Origin of the sequence: Martelella sp. UBA3392 (assembly GCF_002358775.1) — a bacterium.
GTDB lineage: Bacteria > Pseudomonadota > Alphaproteobacteria > Rhizobiales > Rhizobiaceae > Martelella > Martelella mediterranea.
Genome location: NZ_DEPM01000174.1, coordinates 18,627 through 34,656, shown reverse-complemented (window position 1 = coordinate 34,656; position 16,030 = coordinate 18,627). Strand labels below are relative to the sequence as shown.

Annotated in this window: 15 protein-coding genes; 11 read left to right on the top strand and 4 right to left on the bottom strand. The window is 65.7% G+C overall.

From position 1 onward, the window contains the following. Window positions 1–3 precede the first annotated feature (3 nt). The 6 genes from B4E36_RS13355 (at window position 4) to B4E36_RS13330 (ending at window position 5,411) form a co-directional block, all read left to right on the top strand. Window positions 4–702 (top strand): SDR family NAD(P)-dependent oxidoreductase, encoded by a 699-nt coding sequence (locus tag B4E36_RS13355; RefSeq protein WP_292057665.1) that lies wholly within the window; start codon window positions 4–6, stop codon window positions 700–702. A 7-nt stretch (window positions 703–709) separates the two neighbouring features. Beyond that, window positions 710–1,840: an acyl-CoA dehydrogenase family protein gene (locus tag B4E36_RS13350; RefSeq protein ID WP_292057666.1), complete on the top strand. Its 1,131-nt coding sequence runs from the start codon at window positions 710–712 to the stop codon at window positions 1,838–1,840. Further along, entirely contained in the window at window positions 1,837–2,808 is a 972-nt protein-coding gene (locus B4E36_RS13345; RefSeq protein WP_292057668.1) for an acyl-CoA dehydrogenase family protein, read from the top strand. The genes B4E36_RS13350 and B4E36_RS13345 overlap by 4 nt, the downstream gene beginning before the upstream one ends. Before the next feature lie 10 nt (window positions 2,809–2,818). Beyond that, on the top strand, window positions 2,819–3,634 hold the full coding sequence (locus B4E36_RS13340) for an SDR family NAD(P)-dependent oxidoreductase (protein ID WP_292057670.1): 816 nt from the start codon (window positions 2,819–2,821) through the stop codon (window positions 3,632–3,634). 101 nt (window positions 3,635–3,735) lie between these two features. Further along, entirely contained in the window at window positions 3,736–4,494 is a 759-nt protein-coding gene (locus B4E36_RS13335) for an electron transfer flavoprotein subunit beta/FixA family protein (RefSeq protein ID WP_292057672.1), read from the top strand. After that, window positions 4,494–5,411 carry an electron transfer flavoprotein subunit alpha/FixB family protein gene (locus tag B4E36_RS13330; protein ID WP_292057673.1) on the top strand — a complete coding sequence of 306 codons (918 nt, stop codon included), beginning with the start codon at window positions 4,494–4,496 and terminating at the stop codon, window positions 5,409–5,411. Before B4E36_RS13335 ends, B4E36_RS13330 begins: the two co-directional genes overlap by 1 nt. 54 nt (window positions 5,412–5,465) lie before the next feature. On the opposite strand, the gene B4E36_RS13325 is transcribed toward B4E36_RS13330, so the two are convergent. Then, window positions 5,466–6,227: an SDR family NAD(P)-dependent oxidoreductase gene (locus B4E36_RS13325; RefSeq protein ID WP_292057675.1), complete on the bottom strand. Its 762-nt coding sequence runs from the start codon at window positions 6,225–6,227 to the stop codon at window positions 5,466–5,468. Between the two features lie 191 nt (window positions 6,228–6,418). On the opposite strand from B4E36_RS13325, the gene B4E36_RS13320 reads away from it, so the two are divergent. The 5 genes from B4E36_RS13320 to B4E36_RS13300 are packed head-to-tail and all read left to right on the top strand — an operon-like array spanning window position 6,419 to window position 12,280. Next, window positions 6,419–7,045 (top strand): TetR/AcrR family transcriptional regulator, encoded by a 627-nt coding sequence (locus tag B4E36_RS13320; protein ID WP_292057678.1) that lies wholly within the window; start codon window positions 6,419–6,421, stop codon window positions 7,043–7,045. Beyond that, complete coding sequence (locus tag B4E36_RS13315) at window positions 7,005–8,009, top strand: NAD(P)H-dependent flavin oxidoreductase (protein WP_292057680.1); 1,005 nt, start codon at window positions 7,005–7,007, stop codon at window positions 8,007–8,009. Before B4E36_RS13320 ends, B4E36_RS13315 begins: the two co-directional genes overlap by 41 nt. After that, entirely contained in the window at window positions 8,006–8,788 is a 783-nt protein-coding gene (locus B4E36_RS13310; protein ID WP_292057682.1) for an enoyl-CoA hydratase/isomerase family protein, read from the top strand. The genes B4E36_RS13315 and B4E36_RS13310 overlap by 4 nt, the downstream gene beginning before the upstream one ends. A gap of 1 nt (window position 8,789) precedes the next feature. Continuing rightward, complete coding sequence (locus B4E36_RS13305) at window positions 8,790–11,093, top strand: 3-hydroxyacyl-CoA dehydrogenase/enoyl-CoA hydratase family protein (protein ID WP_292057684.1); 2,304 nt, start codon at window positions 8,790–8,792, stop codon at window positions 11,091–11,093. An 11-nt stretch (window positions 11,094–11,104) separates the two neighbouring features. Then, window positions 11,105–12,280: an acetyl-CoA C-acetyltransferase gene (locus B4E36_RS13300; RefSeq protein WP_292057685.1), complete on the top strand. Its 1,176-nt coding sequence runs from the start codon at window positions 11,105–11,107 to the stop codon at window positions 12,278–12,280. Between the two features lie 57 nt (window positions 12,281–12,337). On the opposite strand, the gene B4E36_RS13295 is transcribed toward B4E36_RS13300, so the two are convergent. The 3 genes from B4E36_RS13295 to B4E36_RS13285 form a co-directional block, all read right to left on the bottom strand. After that, entirely contained in the window at window positions 12,338–13,471 is a 1,134-nt protein-coding gene (locus tag B4E36_RS13295) for an acyl-CoA dehydrogenase family protein (protein ID WP_292057686.1), read from the bottom strand. 9 nt (window positions 13,472–13,480) lie between these two features. Continuing rightward, the gene (locus B4E36_RS13290; RefSeq protein ID WP_292057687.1) at window positions 13,481–14,641 is read right to left on the bottom strand and encodes an acetyl-CoA C-acyltransferase; all 1,161 of its coding nucleotides are present in this window, start codon (window positions 14,639–14,641) and stop codon (window positions 13,481–13,483) included. Window positions 14,642–14,907: 266 nt separating this feature from the next. Beyond that, window positions 14,908–16,030, bottom strand: a 1,123-nt coding sequence (locus B4E36_RS13285) for a CoA transferase (protein ID WP_345900455.1), incomplete at its 5' end; no start/stop codon positions are given.

Sequence of the window (16,030 nt, the reverse complement as noted above, 5' to 3'; positions counted from 1 at the left end):
GACATGCGGACTAGCGTCGTAACCGGCTGTGCGGGAGGCATCGGCCGTGCGATTTGCGGGGCGCTCCGGGCCGGGGGCGACCGGATCATCGGGCTCGGCCAGGGCGCGACCCCGAAGGACTGGCCTTCCTCGGATCGGTTCCTCGCCTGTGATCTGACGGACATGGATGCGCTCCAGCGTCTGCTGCCGGAACTCGACCGCGACGGGCCGGTGGCCTGTCTGGTGAACTGCGCCGGGCTTTATGAAAAGCGCGGCGTGTTCGACACGACGCTTGCCGATTTCGACCGGGCCATGGCGGTCAATGTTCGCGCGCCGTTCGTTCTGTCGCAATATCTGGCGCGGGGCATGGCCGTGCGCGGCGGCGGCGTGATCGTCAACGTCGCCTCGCTGGCGGCGACGATCGGCAGCCCGTTGATCAGCTACGGCACAAGCAAGGCCGCCGTGGTCGGCCTGACCAAGAGCCTGGCGCGGGCGCTGGCGCCCCATGGCATCCGCGTGAATGCGGTCTCGCCGGGGATCACCGACACGGCCATCGCACGCGATGTCGATCCGGCGCAGATGGCGCGCCAGATGGAAAATGTGGCTATGAAACGATGGGCGGAGCCGGCGGAGATCGCGCGTGTAGTCGCCTTTGTCGCATCCGACGGCGCAAGCTACATGACCGGTACCGATGTCAGCGTGAACGGAGGATGGATCACGTGAGGATGAAATGCACCTGAAGGATTCCGAAGATCATATCAGTTTCCGCGCGGCGGCGCGCGCCTGGCTTTCCGAAAATGTGCCAGCGGGCCCGGCCCCGCGCGATGGCGCGGCCTCGCGCGAATTTGCGCTGGACTGGGTCGCGACATGCCATTCCGGCGGCTGGTCGGGGATCGGTTGGCCGGCGGACTATGGCGGGCGGGGGCTTGGTCCCGACAAGCTGGTGATCTGGTACGAGGAATATGTCCGCGCCCGCGCGCCCTCGGTGCATGACTGCACCTTTGTCGCGCTCAACCATGCCGGGCCGACGCTGATTGCCTGCGGCACGGAAGAGCAGAAGGCGTTTCATCTGCCGCAGATCCTGGAAGGTCGCTCGATCTGGTGTCAGGGTTTTTCCGAGCCCAATGCTGGCTCCGATCTCGCATCGCTGTCGACGACCGGGGTCGTGGATGGCGACGATCTCGTCGTGAACGGCCAGAAGATCTGGACCAGCTTCGCCGATATCGCCGACTATCAGGAACTGCTGATCCGCACTGAACCGGGGTCGAAGCGGCACAAGGGCCTGTCCTGGGTGATCTGCGACATGAAAAGCCCCGGCATCACCGTGCGCCCGATTCGCAACATGGCGGGAACGGTGCATTTCGCGGAAGTGTTTTATGACGATGTGCGCATCCCGCTTTCCAGCGTGGTCGGCGGTCTGCACAATGGCTGGGCGACCGCGATGACCACTCTGGGATTCGAGCGGAAGACGGCGGCCATGGGCATGCAACTCGATCTTTCAGTCCGGGTGGAGGACCTGATCGCGATGGCCGCACCGAAGCCCGGCAGCGCCATGGCCGAGCGGCTTGCCGACCTTCGCGCCGAGGCCGCTGCGCTTCGGGCGATCACCTATCGCACCCTGTTTCGTGATCAGGCCAATCCGTCGGAGGGTTCGCTCATGCGGCTGCGGTTTGCCGAACTGGCGCGGGAAATCAGCGAGACCGCGATGGAATGCCTCGGCGCCGAGGCGCTGGCCGACAGCGACTGGAGCCATCTCTATCTGGAATCCTTCAGCGAGACCATTGCCGGCGGCACGGCCGAAATCCAGCGCAACATTATCGCGGAACGCCTGCTTGGCCTGCCCCGGGAGAAGCGCGTATGAGCTATGACCTGAACCGGAACGCTGACCAGCGCCAGATCCTTGATGCCGCTGAAGCCATGCTCGCCGGCAGCTATCCGCTCGCGCGACTGCGCGAAGGCGCTTCGGACAACCTTGCCGAAGCGTCCGGTTTCGGCGCTTTTCTGCTTGGACTGCCGGAAGAGCAGGGCGGGGCGGGGTTCGGGATCGTCGAGGAGGCGCTGGTGCATGTCCTCCTCGGGCGGCACCTGCTTACGCCCCGCAGCCTTGCCGCAGCACTTGCCGTGCGGCTTGCCGCGTCCAGCGGAGACGATGCGCTGATGGCGGCGATCGCAGCGGGTGAGACGGCGGTCGCGCCGGCCGTGCGCAGCGGCAACGGCTATCTGTTGATCGATCCGGAGGAAGCTGGGCTGGCGCTGGTGTTCGGGCAGGCTCGTCTTGAACTCGTCCAGATCGCCGACGCCGCGCCGGAGCCGGGACTGGGGCACGACCTTTCCATCGCGCGCATGCCCACGAATGACGGTCAGGCGATCGCGGAAACCGACGAGGCCAGGCTTCTCCTGTTGTCGTCACTCTTGGTCAGCGCACAGCTCCTGGGCGTAGCCGAGGCCGCCCGCGACATGGCGGTCGACTATGCCGGGATCAGACGCCAGTTCGGCAGCGTGATCGGCAGTTTTCAGGCCATCAAGCACCATTGCGCCAATATGGCGGTCGGGACCGAGCGTATCTCCGCGCTACTGGACATGGCCGCGCTCGCGCTTTCGGACGGGCGCGAGGACGCGGCTTTCCAGGTGGCGGCGCTCAGGCGACTGGCCCCGAAAACCGCGCTCGCCAACGCCTCGCTCTGCGTTCAGATTCACGGCGGCATCGGTTTCTCGGATGAGGCGGATGCCCATCGTTTCGTGAAACAGGCCCATATTCTTTGCCGCCTCGGGGAGGGGCAGCCGCTTCTCGACCTGCCGGCCCCGCTGGCGGCATTTTCCAGAGCTTAGGGAGGACTTCATGCGTGTAGCCTTGATTACCGGTGCATCAAGCGGCATCGGACTTGCGACGGCCCGCCGCTTTCTTCAAGACGGGTGCGCCGTCGTCGGCGTCGGCCGCAGCGCCGAAAAGCTTGGGGAACTCGAAGCAGCCTGCGCCGAATACGGCGAGCGGCTCGCAACCGTTTCGCTCGATGTGATGGCGGATGATGCGCCGCAAAAGGCGGTGGCGACCGCGCTCGACCGGTTCGGCCGGCTCGACCATCTGGTCAACAATGCGGGGATCGGAAGCCCGAAACCGGTCCACGAAACGGATGACGAGACCCTCGACTATTTCCTGGGCCTGATGCTGCGCGCGCCGTTCCGTCTGTGCCGCGAGGCGCTGAAGGCCTTCGGCGACGAGGCCACGATCGTCAACATCTCGTCCACCTATGCCATTCTCGGCGGGCTGCGCGGGGGGGCCTACAGCGCCGCCAAGACCGGGCTCGACGGGCTGACCCGGCATCTGGCCGCACAGTACGGATCGTCCGGCGTTCGCACCAATTCGGTCGCGCCAGGCGTGATCCCGACGCCGATGACCAATCACCGGCTGGAAGATGAGGGCTTCCTCAGGATGAACCGCGACATGACGCCTCACAATCGCATGGGCCGGGCCGAGGATGTCGCCGAGGCGGTGTATTTCCTGTCCTCGCCCGCCTCCGGCTGGATCAACGGCCAGGTGCTGGCAGTGGATGGCGGCTGGACGACCACGAAATATCTGTCCGAGGAAGCGCTGACGGCCGAACGCGTCGTCAAGACGCCGGACTGGACGCATTCGGGCAAGCCGCGGCGGCGGTGACACCGAAGGTCATCTCCCGCCTTCATGCTTGCCTGCCCTTTCGGCGCAGGCGTGCTGCTCGAACTGAATTTCAATCCACCGGAAACGAATGAGGAAATGCCATGAAAGTCGTCGTGCCCGTGAAGCGCGTGATCGACTATAACGTCAAGGCCAGGGTGAAAGCCGATGGGTCGGGCGTTGATCTTGCCAATGTCAAGATGTCGATGAATCCGTTCGACGAAATTGCCCTGGAAGAGGCGATCCGTCTCAAGGAAGCTGGGCAAGCCGAGCAAGTCGTTGCGGTCTCCGTCGGCGTGAAGCAGGCGCAGGAAACCCTGCGCACGGCGCTCGCCATGGGGGCGGATAGGGCGATACTGGTCGTGGCCGCCGATGACGTGAACACGGACATCGAGCCGCTGGCGGTGGCCAAGATCCTGAAGGGCGTGATCGACGAAGAACAGCCCATGCTGGTCATCGCCGGCAAGCAGGCGATCGACAACGACATGAATGCGACCGGCCAGATGCTGGCGGCGCTGCTCGGCTGGGGCCAGGCGACCTTCGCCTCGAAACTTGAACTCGACGGCGCTGCCGCCAGGGTCACGCGTGAGGTCGATGGCGGACTTCAGGTCGTCGAGGTCAGGCTGCCGGCGATCGTCACCGCGGACCTGCGGCTGAACGAGCCGCGTTACGCCTCCCTGCCCAACATCATGAAAGCCAAGAAGAAGCCGCTTACGGAGAAGACCGCCGCCGATTACGGCGTCGATGTCACGCCGCGGCTCGAGATTGTGAAGACGGCGGAGCCGGCCGCGCGTTCGGCGGGCATAAGGGTCGCCAATGTCGATGAACTGGTGGCGAAACTCAAGGAAACGGGGGTTATCTGATGGCTGTTCTTGTTGTTGCGGAAGTGAAAGACGGCAAACTGGACGTTGGCGCGACCGCAAGGGCGGTGAATGCGGTAAAGCGGCTCGGAGACGTTACTGTGCTCTGCACTGATGGCGTAGCGGGCAAGGCGGCGGCGGGGATTGCCGGCGTGACGAGCGTCATCGTGGCTGAGGGCGAAAGCTTCGCTCATCGCCTGGCCGAGCCTGTCGCCGACCTGATCGTGTCGCTCGCCGGCGATTTCACCCACATCGTTGCGCCATCCACCAGCGATGCGAAGAACATCATGCCGCGCGTGGCGGCGCTGCTGGACGTGATGGTGATCCCGGACGTTTCCCGCATCGTCGACGCCGACACGTTCGAGCGTCCCGTTTATGCGGGAAACGCGATCCAGACCGTGCGGTCCAGGGACGGAAAGAAGGTGATGACGATCCGCACCGCCGCCTTCGATCCGGCAGGCGAGGGCGGTTCGGCGGCGGTCTCTGCTGTCAGCGCGCCGGCAGCTTCCGAACTCTCGTCCTGGGCCAGCGATGAGGTCGCCAAAAGCGACCGTCCGGAACTGGCCTCGGCCGGTATCGTGGTCTCGGGCGGCCGCGGCCTTGGCTCCGAGGAGAATTTCGCCCTGGTCGGCAGGCTGGCGGACAAGCTCGGCGCGGCCGTTGGCGCTTCGCGCGCCGCCGTCGATTCCGGATTTGCCCCGAACGATCTCCAGGTGGGCCAGACCGGCAAGATCGTGGCGCCCGATCTCTACCTTGCCGCCGGCATCTCGGGCGCGATCCAGCACCTTGCGGGCATGAAGGATTCGAAGATCATCGTCGCGATCAACAAGGATGAGGAAGCGCCGATCTTTCAGGTCGCCGATTACGGCCTGTGCGCGGATCTCTTTACCGCCGTTCCCGAACTGATCGAGAAACTCTGAGGGGCATCGCAGCCCTGCCCGTGAAGGGCCGGGCTCTCGCCCGGTCCGGCCAGCCTATTTCGGGCCCATCCGCAGCGCGCCGTCGAGGCGGATGACCTCGCCGTTCAGCATCGGATTTTCGATAATGAAGCGCGCGAGCCTTGCATATTCCTCCGGCTGGCCGAGCCGCGAGGGGAAGGGAACAGACTGCCCCAGACTGTCCTGCGCCGCCTGTGGCAGGCTCTTCAGCATCGCCGTCTCGAAGATACCGGGCGCGATGGTGCAGACGCGAATGCCGAGTGATGCGCCCTCGCGCGCGGCGGGCAGCGTCAACCCCACCACCCCGCCTTTCGAGGCAGCATAGGCGGTCTGGCCGATCTGGCCCTCATAGGCCGCGATCGACGCGGTGTTGACCACGACCGCGCGTTCCCCGGTCTCAAGCGGGGCCTCGCCGGCGGCTGCGTCAAACAGCATGCGCAGGGTGGCGAAGGTGCCGATCAGGTTCACGTTGATCGCCCTGACGAAGGCATCGAGCGGCATCGTGCCCTTGCTCGAAACGATCTTCTGTGCCGGGGCGATGCCGGCGCAGTTCACCAGAATGCGAGGCGCGCCGTGGGTTGCTATGGCGGCGTTGAACGCAGCCTCGACCGAGGCGCCATCCGATACGTCGCAACGCAGCGCGAGCCCGCCAATGGTTGCCGCGTGCTGCTCCGCCGCTTCGATGTTGAAGTCGAGAAGCGCCACCCTGGCCCCGCCATCGGCCAGCATCCGCGCCGTCGCCGCGCCGAGCCCGGAGCCGCCCCCGGTCACGATTGCCGATTGTCCCTGGATTTCCATATGCGACCCTCCCTTTTCGGCCATAATCCAGGAAATATTACTATAGAGTAAGACTGTTTCTGACAAGAATATTCCTGCTCACGATACCTTCGCAGAAAGGAGGGTCGGGAAGGGCGGCAATCAGGGCATTTTGGGATTGACGACGACTATACTCAAGAGTAACCATAGGTTCCGAGCAAGGTTGGAGAGCCATGAGCGCGCAGGATCGACCAAACCCGTCCCCGTGGGGGAGCCTCAAGGACAGGGCGAGCATTCAAAAGCGCAAGCGCGAGGCCGTGCTTGAAACCGCCGTGCGTCATTTCAACGCGCGCGGGTTCGTCGCCACCTCGATGGACGATGTCGCGGCCGAGCTCAACGTCACCAAGCCGACGATCTATCACTATTTCAAGAACAAGGACGAAGTCCTGTTCGCCTGCGTGCGCCGGGGCCTCGAGGCTCTCAGTGAGGCCGCCGTCGAGGCGTCTGGAGAGCGCGGACCCGGCCTGTGGCGGCTGGCGCAGGTGATGCGCCGCTACGGTATGATCATGACCCAGGATTTCGGCCGGATCATCACGCGCACCGGCGATTTTGAGCTTTCCGATGAAAGCCGCGCGACCTTTCGCGCGCTCAAGCGCGAGATCGATCTCACCATGCGCGCGCTGGTGCAGGAGGGGATCGACGACGGGTCGATCAAGGGCACGGATGCGCGCATGATCACCTTTACCATCACGGGAGCGCTGAACTGGATCGGCCGCTGGTACGATCCCGACGGCGCCATGCCCGCCAGGGACGTGGTGGATGGCGTGGTGGCAACGCTGCTGGCCGGTCTCGAAGCCTGAGGAGGATATCAAACTGCCTGTTCCCGAAAAGATCGCGGCGGGGCTTCGCGCGCCCGTCATCGTATCGCCGATGTTCCTGACGTCGGGCCCCGACCTCGTCTCGGCCTGTTGCGGCAAGGGCCTCATCGGCACGTTTCCGGCCTTGAACCAGAGAACCGTCGAGGGGTTTTCCGACTGGCTCACCATGATCGAGGAGCGCCGTGCCGCCGCCGGGCGCGCGGCGGTCTATGGCGTCAACCTGATCGTGCACAAGACCAATCCCCGCCTTGCGGCCGACCTCGAAGTGGTGGTGAAGCACAAGGTGCCGCTGGTCATCACCTCGCTCGGCGCCGTGCCGGATGTGGTGGATGCGGTTCATTCCTATGGCGGGATCATCATGCATGACGTGATCCGCACCCGCCACGCCGAAAAGGCGGTGGAGGCCGGGGTGGACGGGATCGTCGCGGTCGCCGCCGGCGCCGGCGGGCATGCCGGGCTGATGAGCCCGTTCGCGCTGGTCGGCGAGATCCGGTCGTTCTTCGATGGCATCGTCGCGCTCGCGGGCGCGATCAGCAACGGCCGCGATGTCGCCGCCGCGCGGATGATGGGGGCGGATTTCGCCTATATGGGTACGCGCTTCATGGCCACGAACGAAGCCATGGTCAGCGATGCGCAAAAGCAGATGATGGTCTCTTCAAGCGCCGCCGACGTGCTGTACACCAAGAACATTTCCGGGGTCCACGCGAATTTCCTGAGGCCTTCCGTGGTTGCCGCCGGGCTCGATCCGGACAACCTGCCGGAGCATCAGGAACTCGACATGCGCAACGAGGCGAGGGCCTGGAAAAATGTCTGGTCGGCGGGCCAGGGCGTCGGCGCCATCCATGATGTGCGACCCGCCGCCGAACTCGCCGACGCGCTGGTTGCGGAATATCGCGAGGCGATGCGCCAGGCGGCGCGCGATCCTTTCCTGGAGGATGCGTCGTGAGCGACGCGCCGGTCGAGGTCACCTTTGCGGGCGGGATCGGGCGCATCACCTTCAACCGTCCCGAGGCCATGAACGCGGTGGATGTGGCGACGGCGGTCGCGTTTCGCGATGGCGTCCGCGCGCTTGTGGCCGAACCCGGTTTGCGGGTTGTCGTGCTCACCGGGGTTGGCCGCGCCTTCATGGCCGGCGGCGACCTCGCGAGCTTTCGCAGGGCCGAGGACCGGAGCGGCTTTGCCCATGAGCTGATTTCACCGATTCACGAGGGACTGGCGCTCTTGGCTGAATGCCGGGCGGTCTCAATCGCCGCGGTCAACGGCGTTGCGGCGGGCGCGGGGATGAGCGTCGCGCTTGCCGCCGACCTGTGTCTGGCGGGGCAGTCCGCATCCTTCTCCACGGCCTATGTGCGGGTCGCCGGGCCCGGCGACTGCGGCATCACCTGGGCCCTTCCGCAACTGGTGGGGCCGCGCAAGGCGCTGGAACTGATGCTGCTTTCGCCCACCATCGGCGCGGACGAAGCGCTGCGGCTGGGGCTCGTGAACCGCGTCGTCGCCGATGAGGCGCTCGCGGCGGAAACGGACCAACTGGCCGCGCGGCTTGCAGCCGGCCCTGCAGGCGCAATGGCGCGGATCAGGGATCTGATCCGCAGACCGCGCGCCGATTATGCCGCCCACCTCGATGCCGAACGCGAAGCCTTCGCCGCCTCGGCGGCGGAACCGGATTTCGACGAGGCGCTGGAGGCCTTCTTCAACAAACGCAAACCGAACTTTACGGCAGGCTGACATGGCTTTGGACACACAGGACCACCCCGTCGCGCTTTATGCCGCCGAGACCGGCATCCGCCGGGCGGCCGTCATCGGCGCGGGCAGCATGGGCGCAGGCATCGCGGCGCAATTCGCCAATGCGGGCATTCCCGTCGAGCTGCTCGACATTGCGGGCGAGGATAACCGCAACGGGCCGGTCGAGGCGGGGATCGCGCGGCAGATCAAGACGCGCGGCTTCATGGGTGAGGCCGGTCCCGCGCTGGTGCGGGCGGGCAATGTCGAGGACCATCTCGATCGCCTGGCCGATTGCGACTGGATCATTGAGGCGATCGTCGAGCGGCTGGACCTGAAGCGGGCGCTCTACCACAAAATAGAGCAGGTGCGCCGTCCGGGGGCCATCGTGTCGTCAAACACCTCGACCATTCCGCATGCCGAACTGATCGGCGGATTGCCGGCCAGCTTCACCCGCGATTTCGTCATCAGCCATTTCTTTAATCCGCCGCGCGTGATGCAATTGTTCGAGCTCGTGACGACGCCGGAAACCGATCCCGCCATCACAGCGCGGCTGCGCGCCGCGGCCCAGGCGGTGCTCGGCAAGACCGTCGTCGATTGCCGCGACACGCCGGGCTTCATCGCCAACCGGATCGGCTGCTTCTGGATGGCCGCCGCCGCAATCGAGGCGGTGCGGATGGGACTGACCGTCGAGGAGGCCGATGCCGTTCACGGCGCTTTCGGCGTGCCGCGCACCGGCGTCTTCGGCCTGTTCGATCTCGTCGGCATTGATCTCGTGCCCCAGGTTTGGGCGAGCCTGCTGGCGGCGCTGCCGCCATCCGACCGGCTGCATCGCTTCAACCTGCCGGCTGACGACACCATGACTGCATTGATCGCCGCCGGGCGTTTCGGCCGCAAGTCGGGGGCCGGCTTCTACCGCAAGGGCGATGCGGGGCTCGAGGCGCTGGACCTCGCTACCCACGAATATCGCGCGCTTCAGCCGATGGCTTCTGCTTCCCTGCCGGCTGGCGGGCGCGACGCTGGCGCAATGCTTTCGGCAGAGGGCCGACTCGGCGATTACGCCCGTGCCGTGTTTGCCAATGTGCTTTGCTATGCGGCCGAAAACGGCGCCGAGATCGCCGGCGATGTCGAGGCGATCGATGCCGCTATCGCGCTCGGCTATGGCTGGCGGCAGGGGCCGTTCGCGCTCGCCGACCGGGTGGGCGCTTCGCGGACCGCTGAAGTGGTGCAGGCGGTTCTCGGCGAGGTGCCGACGCTGGTCGAGCGGGCGCGGGAAGAGGGCGGGTTCTATCGGGACGGGCTTGCGCTGTCGGTTGCCGGCGGCCGCGTTGCCGCGCCGGTGGTGGCGCGTCCGGGCCTTTCCGACGCGAAATCAACCGCGCCGGTGATTGCAACCGAGGGGGCGAGCCTGTGGGATATCGGCGACGGCGTCGGCTGTTTCGAGGTGCACACCAAGATGAACGCCCTGCATCCGACCGTGTTCGACGCGCTGGAGCAGGCGCTTGAGGCGGCGCCGGGCCGCTTCCGTGCGCTGGTCATCGGTAATGACGATCCGCGCGCCTTCTCGGTCGGCGCCGACCTGACCTTCATCCTCGGCATGACGCGCGCGGGGGATTTCGCGGCGCTCGAGCGTTATATCCGGCGTGGCCAGGAGCTCTATCTCGCGCTGAAATACCAGAACCTGCCCGTGGTGGCGGCAATGCATGGCTATGCGCTGGGCGGCGGCTGCGAGTTCGCCCTGCATGCCGATGCGATCGTCGCCCATGCCGAACTGAACGCCGGCCTGCCCGAGGTGAATGTCGGCCTGATCCCGGGCTGGGGCGGCTGCACCCAGCTTGCGCTGCGCAACTTTGCGCTGGGGCTGGATGCCGATGGCGCGGCACGCAGGACCTTCGCCGCCATCCACGCCGCACGCCCCTCGTCTTCGGCCGAGGAGGCACGCGCCATGGGTATTCTGCGCCCCGGCGACCGGCATGTCATGGCCCGCAGCCTGCTGCTCGATGCCGCGAAGGCGCGGGCGATCGCTCTCGCCGAGGCCGGATACGCGCCGCCCAAGCGCGCCCGCGTCGCCCGCCCCGGTCCCGCTACCGGCGATCGACTGATCGCGGGCCTTTCTGGGACGGTGAGCGAAGCCGATATCGCGATTGCGCGCGCGCTTGCCGCCGTGGTCTGCGGCGAAAGCGCCGACGCGATCGACGAGGTCGCCATGATGGCCGAAGAGCGCGCGGCGCTGCTCGCTCTTGCCCGCACCGAAACCACCGCGGCCCGGATGGAGCACATGCTCAAGACCGGCAAACCCTTGAAGAACTGAGGAGGAAGGGCATGGCTGAAGCCTATATCGTCGCCGCGCGGCGCACCGCCGGCGGCCGCCGCAAGGGGCGGCTCAGGGAATGGCATCCGGCGCGCCTTGCCGCCGTGGTGCTGGAGGACCTCGTGTCGCAGACCGGGATAGACCCGGCGCTGATCGAGGATGTCATCATGGGCTGCGTCAGCCAGGGCGGCGAACAGTCGACCCAGGTCGGCCGCAATGCGATTCTCGCCTCCTCGCTGCCCGACAGCATTCCCGCGGTGACCATCGACCGGCAATGCGGGTCGTCCCAGCAGGCGGTGCAGTTCGCCGCGCAGGCGGTGATGTCCGGCACCCAGGATATCGTGATCGCCGCGGGCGTCGAGAGCATGACGCGGGTTCCCATGGGCTCGCCCGTCAAGCTCTATGCAGATGCCGGGCTGGGGATTGGCCCTTATGCCGACGAAGTGGTCGCGCGCTACGGCACGCGTGATATCTCGCAATTCATCGGCGCCGAGATGGTGGCCGAGAAGCACGGCCTCACCAAGGAGGCAATGGACGCATTCGCGCTGCTGAGCCACCAGCGTGCAATCGCCGCGACGCGCGCGGGCGCCTTCGCCGACGAAATCATCCCGCTGGACGGGGTTGACGAGAACGGCGATGCCGTTGCCCACGACACCGACGAGGGCATCCGTTTCGACGTGACGCTCGAGGGCATTGCCGGCGTCCGGCCGCTCACGGAAAAGAACCTGCTCACCGCCGCCACGGCGAGCCAGATGTGCGACGGGGCCTCGGGCATCATGGTGGTCTCGGAGCGCGCGCTGAAGGCGCACGACTTGACGCCGCTCGCCCGCATTCACACGCTTTGCGTGACGGCGGGCGATCCGATCATCATGCTGGAAGAGCCGCTGCGGGCCACCGACATCGCGCTGAAGAAGGCCGGGATGCGGATCGACGACATCGATCTCTTCGAGGTCAACGAGGCCTTTGCCTCCATTCCGCTGGCCTGGCTCAAGCATACCGGCGCCGACCCAGACAGGATGAACGTCAATGGCGGCGCGATCGCGCTCGGCCATCCGCTGGGCGCCACCGGCGCCAAGCTCATGACGACGCTGATCCACGGCTTGCGCAGGCGCGGCAAGCGCTACGGTCTCCAGACCATGTGCGAGGGCGGCGGCATCGCCAACGTGACCGTGCTCGAGGCGCTCTGAGGCGCAAAGCGCGGCCGCATATGCATCGGCCGCGCGCGATCCTTTCCGGTTGATCGGTCAGGCTGTCAGCGCCCGGCCGATCACCATTTTCTGAATGTCGCTGGTGCCTTCGTAGATCTGACACACCCGCACGTCGCGATAGATCTTCTCGACCGGATAATCCTCGACATAGCCATAGCCGCCGAAGATCTGCATCGCGTCGGAGACCACGCGTTCGGCCATTTCCGAGGCAAACAGCTTGGCCATCGAGGCCTCTTGCAGCGCCGGCGCGCCGGTCTCCCGGATCGCGGCGGCGTGGCGCACAAGGTGGCGGGCCGCCTCAATACGAGTCGCCATGTCCGCGAGCCGGAAAGAAACCGCCTGATGCTCGCAGAGCCGCTTGCCCATGCTTTTGCGTTCCCGCGAATAGGTGATGGCATGATCGAGCGCGGCGCGGGCCATGCCGACGGATTGAGAGGCGATACCGATCCGCCCGCCTTCGAGATTGGAAAGCGCGATGCGGTATCCCTGCCCCTCTTCGCCCAGAAGGTTCTCGGCGGGCACGACCATGTCGTCAAAGGCGATCTGGCAGGTGTCGGAGAGGCGCTGGCCAAGCTTCTTCTCGGTCGCCGCCACGCGGTAGCTGGGGGTATCGGTGGGCACGATGAAGGCGGAAATGCCGCGCTTTCCCGCCTCCGGATCGGTCACCGCGAAGACGATGGCGATATCGCCGTTTGCGCCTGACGTGATGAACTGCTTGGTGCCGCTCAGCACATAGCCCGCATCCGTCCGCCGCGCGCGGGTGTTGAGTGCTGAGGCATCGGAGCCCGCATGCGGCTCGGTCAGGCAGAATGCCCCGATATGCTCGCCGGTTGCCATTTTTGGCAGAAAGGCGCGCTTCTGCTCCTCCGTGCCGAACTTCACGATCGGCGTACAGCCGACCGAGTTGTGCACCGACATGATCGTCGACAGCGCCCCGTCGCCGGCGGCGATTTCCTCCAGCGCCACGGCATAGCTGACGGCATCGAGCATCGCGCCGCCATATTCCTCCGGCACCGTCATGCCCATGAGGCCGAGTTCGCCCATCTCACGGATCACGTCGCGGGGGAAATGCGCGGTGCGGTCCCATTCCGCCGTATTGGGCAGAAGCCGCTCGCGCGCGAAGCGGCGCGCCATGTCCTCGATCATGCGTTGGTCTTCGTTCAGCAGCATGCCAATTCCTCACACAAGTTCGACGGCAACGGCGGTGGCCTCGCCGCCGCCGATGCAGAGCGCGGCGACGCCCCGTTTCAGCCCCCGTGCGCGAAGGGCCGCAAGCAGCGTCACGATGATCCGCGCGCCCGAACAGCCGATCGGGTGGCCGAGCGCGCAGGCCCCGCCATTCACGTTCATCCTGTCATGCGGGATATCGAGATCGCGCATCGCGGCCATGGTGACCACGGCGAAAGCCTCGTTCACCTCGAAAAGGTCGACATCGCCAACGCTCCAGCCGGCCTTGTCCAGCACCTTGCGAATGGCGGAGACCGGGGCGGTGGTGAAGAGATTTGGCTCCTGGGCATGGCTCGCCTGCGCGACGAGGCGGGCGATGGGCGCGAGGCCTCGCGCCTCGACCGCCTGGGCGCCGGCCAGAACCAGCGCCGCCGCGCCGTCGGAGATCGACGATGAGGTCGCCGCCGTCACCGTTCCGCCCTCGCGGAAGGCCGGCCGCAGTTTCGGTATCTTCTCGGGTTTCGCCCGGCCGGGCTGCTCGTCCGTGGTTACGCCGTCAACGGCGACGATCTCGTCGACGAAATCGCCGTCAGCGATCGCGCGGCTGGCGCGCGCCAGGCTCTCGAGGGCGAAGGCGTCCTGCGCCTCGCGGCTGAACTGGTAGGCCTCGGCGCACTCCTCGGCGAAGGTACCCATGGAGCGGCCCTTGTCGTAGGCGTCTTCCAGACCGTCGAGAAACATGTGGTCGATGACCTTGCCATGTCCGATGCGATAGCCCGCGCGCGCCCTATCCAGCAAATAGGGGGCATTCGTCATGCTTTCCATGCCGCCCGCGACCACAATATCGGCGCTGCCGGCAACGAGGAGATCGCGCGCCAACATTGTGGCCTTCATGCCCGAGCCACAGACCTTGGAGACCGTGGTGCACGGCGTCGCAAACGGCAGGCCGGCCCCCACCGCCGCCTGCCGCGCCGGCGCCTGACCGAGGCCTGCAGGCAGGACATTGCCCATGAGAACCTCGTCGATGTCTCCGGCGTCAGTCCCGCTGCGATCCAATGCAGCCTTTATCGCGGCGGCACCCAGTTCCGTGGCGGAGAGATGGGCAAGCGTCCCCTGAAAACCGCCCATGGGCGTGCGTGCCGCGCCAAGCAGAAAGACATCGGCCATCGTCATTCGATCCTCCAATCCAGTTACCTTACTACAGAGTAATACCTTTACTCAATTTATGGTCCGTCCGCCAGCCCTGAATCGGACCATGAAGGGCGGGCCCTCAACCGGGGCCGCCGAGGCAGGGAAACGGCAAGAGTGGGAATGGGAAGGCGGGCCGGTGCTGCACTCGGGCGGGCAGAGACCTCGATCTGTTGCCGGCTGGCTCCCATAGACAGTCACAACCTTAGGGGCGGCAGCCCGCGTTCCTCACGGGTCTTCCCTTTTACGCATTAGCCATCCTGGGTACAGCGTCGTATAGGCGCCCCGATGGCAGCGCCGGTGATCAAGTCATCGACCTGTTCGCGCGTATAACCGAGGGTTTCCATCAGCACGGTCTGCGTATCCTCTCCGAGCTGCGAAGGCGCGTCTGCGGGGCCGGAGCCGCTGCCGTCAAACCGGATCGGTCCGCGAACGATGCGGAGGTCGCCGATTTCGGGATGGTGAACCGTCTCGATAAGTTCGTTCGCCTTCACATGTTCCTGCTCCAGCGCCTCTCCGATTGAAAGAATCGGCGCGTTGGGCACGTCGAACTCTGACAGTTTTGCCAGCCAGTAGGCCGTGTCGTTCTTCATCATCCGTTCATTGATGATCGGCTCGAGAAGAGCGCGGTTTTCAAGTCGAGACTGGTAAAGGGCAAAGCGCGGATCCTTAATCAGGTCTTCGCGTCCGAGACAGCGGGCGAAGTTGTGCCAGAAGCGCTCGGTCAGGCAGGCGACGATGACATAGCCATCCGATGTCGGAAACGAGCCATAGGGCACGATGCTTTGATGCTGCGTGCCAACCGGCTTCGGACTTTCGCCGGTCAGGAAATAGATCTGAGAGAGATAGCCCTGCATCGCGATCAGGCTGTCGAGCATGGCCACTTCGACATGCCGACCATGCCCTTTCACATCGCGTTCGTGCAAGGCGGCGAGAATGCCGAAGACGGAGAAAATACTGCCCGCCATGTCGCCGAGCGGTAGACCGAGCTTGTTCGGCGGCTGGCCCGGTTCGCGGTTGACGCTCATCACGCCGGAAAGCGCCTGCGCCACAATATCGAAGGCGGGCCTGTCGCGATGCGGACTTTCGGCGCCGAAGCCCGAAATGGAACAATAGATCAGGCCCGGGTTTTCCGCCTTCAGGCTCTCATAGCCGAGGCCGAGACGATCCATCACGCCGGGCCGGAAGTTTTCCAGAACGATATCGCTTTTGGCCGACAATTCACGGGCGATCTTCGCTCCCTCCGGCGTTTTCAGGTCTAGGGCGACGCTTTTCTTGGAGCGGTTGAGGGCGATGTAATAGTGGCTCATCCCGTCCTTGAACGGCGGGAAGCCGCGCGTCTCGTCGCCCTTCTCGATCGGCTCGACCTTGATG

What these genes read in the sequence shown, in the direction of transcription:
- B4E36_RS13355 (WP_292057665.1), top strand. Translation starts at nt 4, where the DNA reads ATGCGGACTAGCGTCGTAACCGGCTGTGCGGGAGGCATCGGCCGTGCG.
- B4E36_RS13350 (WP_292057666.1), top strand. Translation starts at nt 710, where the DNA reads ATGCACCTGAAGGATTCCGAAGATCATATCAGTTTCCGCGCGGCGGCG.
- B4E36_RS13345 (WP_292057668.1), top strand. Translation starts at nt 1,837, where the DNA reads ATGAGCTATGACCTGAACCGGAACGCTGACCAGCGCCAGATCCTTGAT.
- B4E36_RS13340 (WP_292057670.1), top strand. Translation starts at nt 2,819, where the DNA reads ATGCGTGTAGCCTTGATTACCGGTGCATCAAGCGGCATCGGACTTGCG.
- B4E36_RS13335 (WP_292057672.1), top strand. Translation starts at nt 3,736, where the DNA reads ATGAAAGTCGTCGTGCCCGTGAAGCGCGTGATCGACTATAACGTCAAG.
- B4E36_RS13330 (WP_292057673.1), top strand. Translation starts at nt 4,494, where the DNA reads ATGGCTGTTCTTGTTGTTGCGGAAGTGAAAGACGGCAAACTGGACGTT.
- B4E36_RS13325 (WP_292057675.1), bottom strand. Translation starts at nt 6,227, where the DNA reads ATGGAAATCCAGGGACAATCGGCAATCGTGACCGGGGGCGGCTCCGGG.
- B4E36_RS13320 (WP_292057678.1), top strand. Translation starts at nt 6,419, where the DNA reads ATGAGCGCGCAGGATCGACCAAACCCGTCCCCGTGGGGGAGCCTCAAG.
- B4E36_RS13315 (WP_292057680.1), top strand. Translation starts at nt 7,005, where the DNA reads ATGGCGTGGTGGCAACGCTGCTGGCCGGTCTCGAAGCCTGAGGAGGAT.
- B4E36_RS13305 (WP_292057684.1), top strand. Translation starts at nt 8,790, where the DNA reads ATGGCTTTGGACACACAGGACCACCCCGTCGCGCTTTATGCCGCCGAG.
- B4E36_RS13300 (WP_292057685.1), top strand. Translation starts at nt 11,105, where the DNA reads ATGGCTGAAGCCTATATCGTCGCCGCGCGGCGCACCGCCGGCGGCCGC.
- B4E36_RS13295 (WP_292057686.1), bottom strand. Translation starts at nt 13,471, where the DNA reads ATGCTGCTGAACGAAGACCAACGCATGATCGAGGACATGGCGCGCCGC.
- B4E36_RS13290 (WP_292057687.1), bottom strand. Translation starts at nt 14,641, where the DNA reads ATGACGATGGCCGATGTCTTTCTGCTTGGCGCGGCACGCACGCCCATG.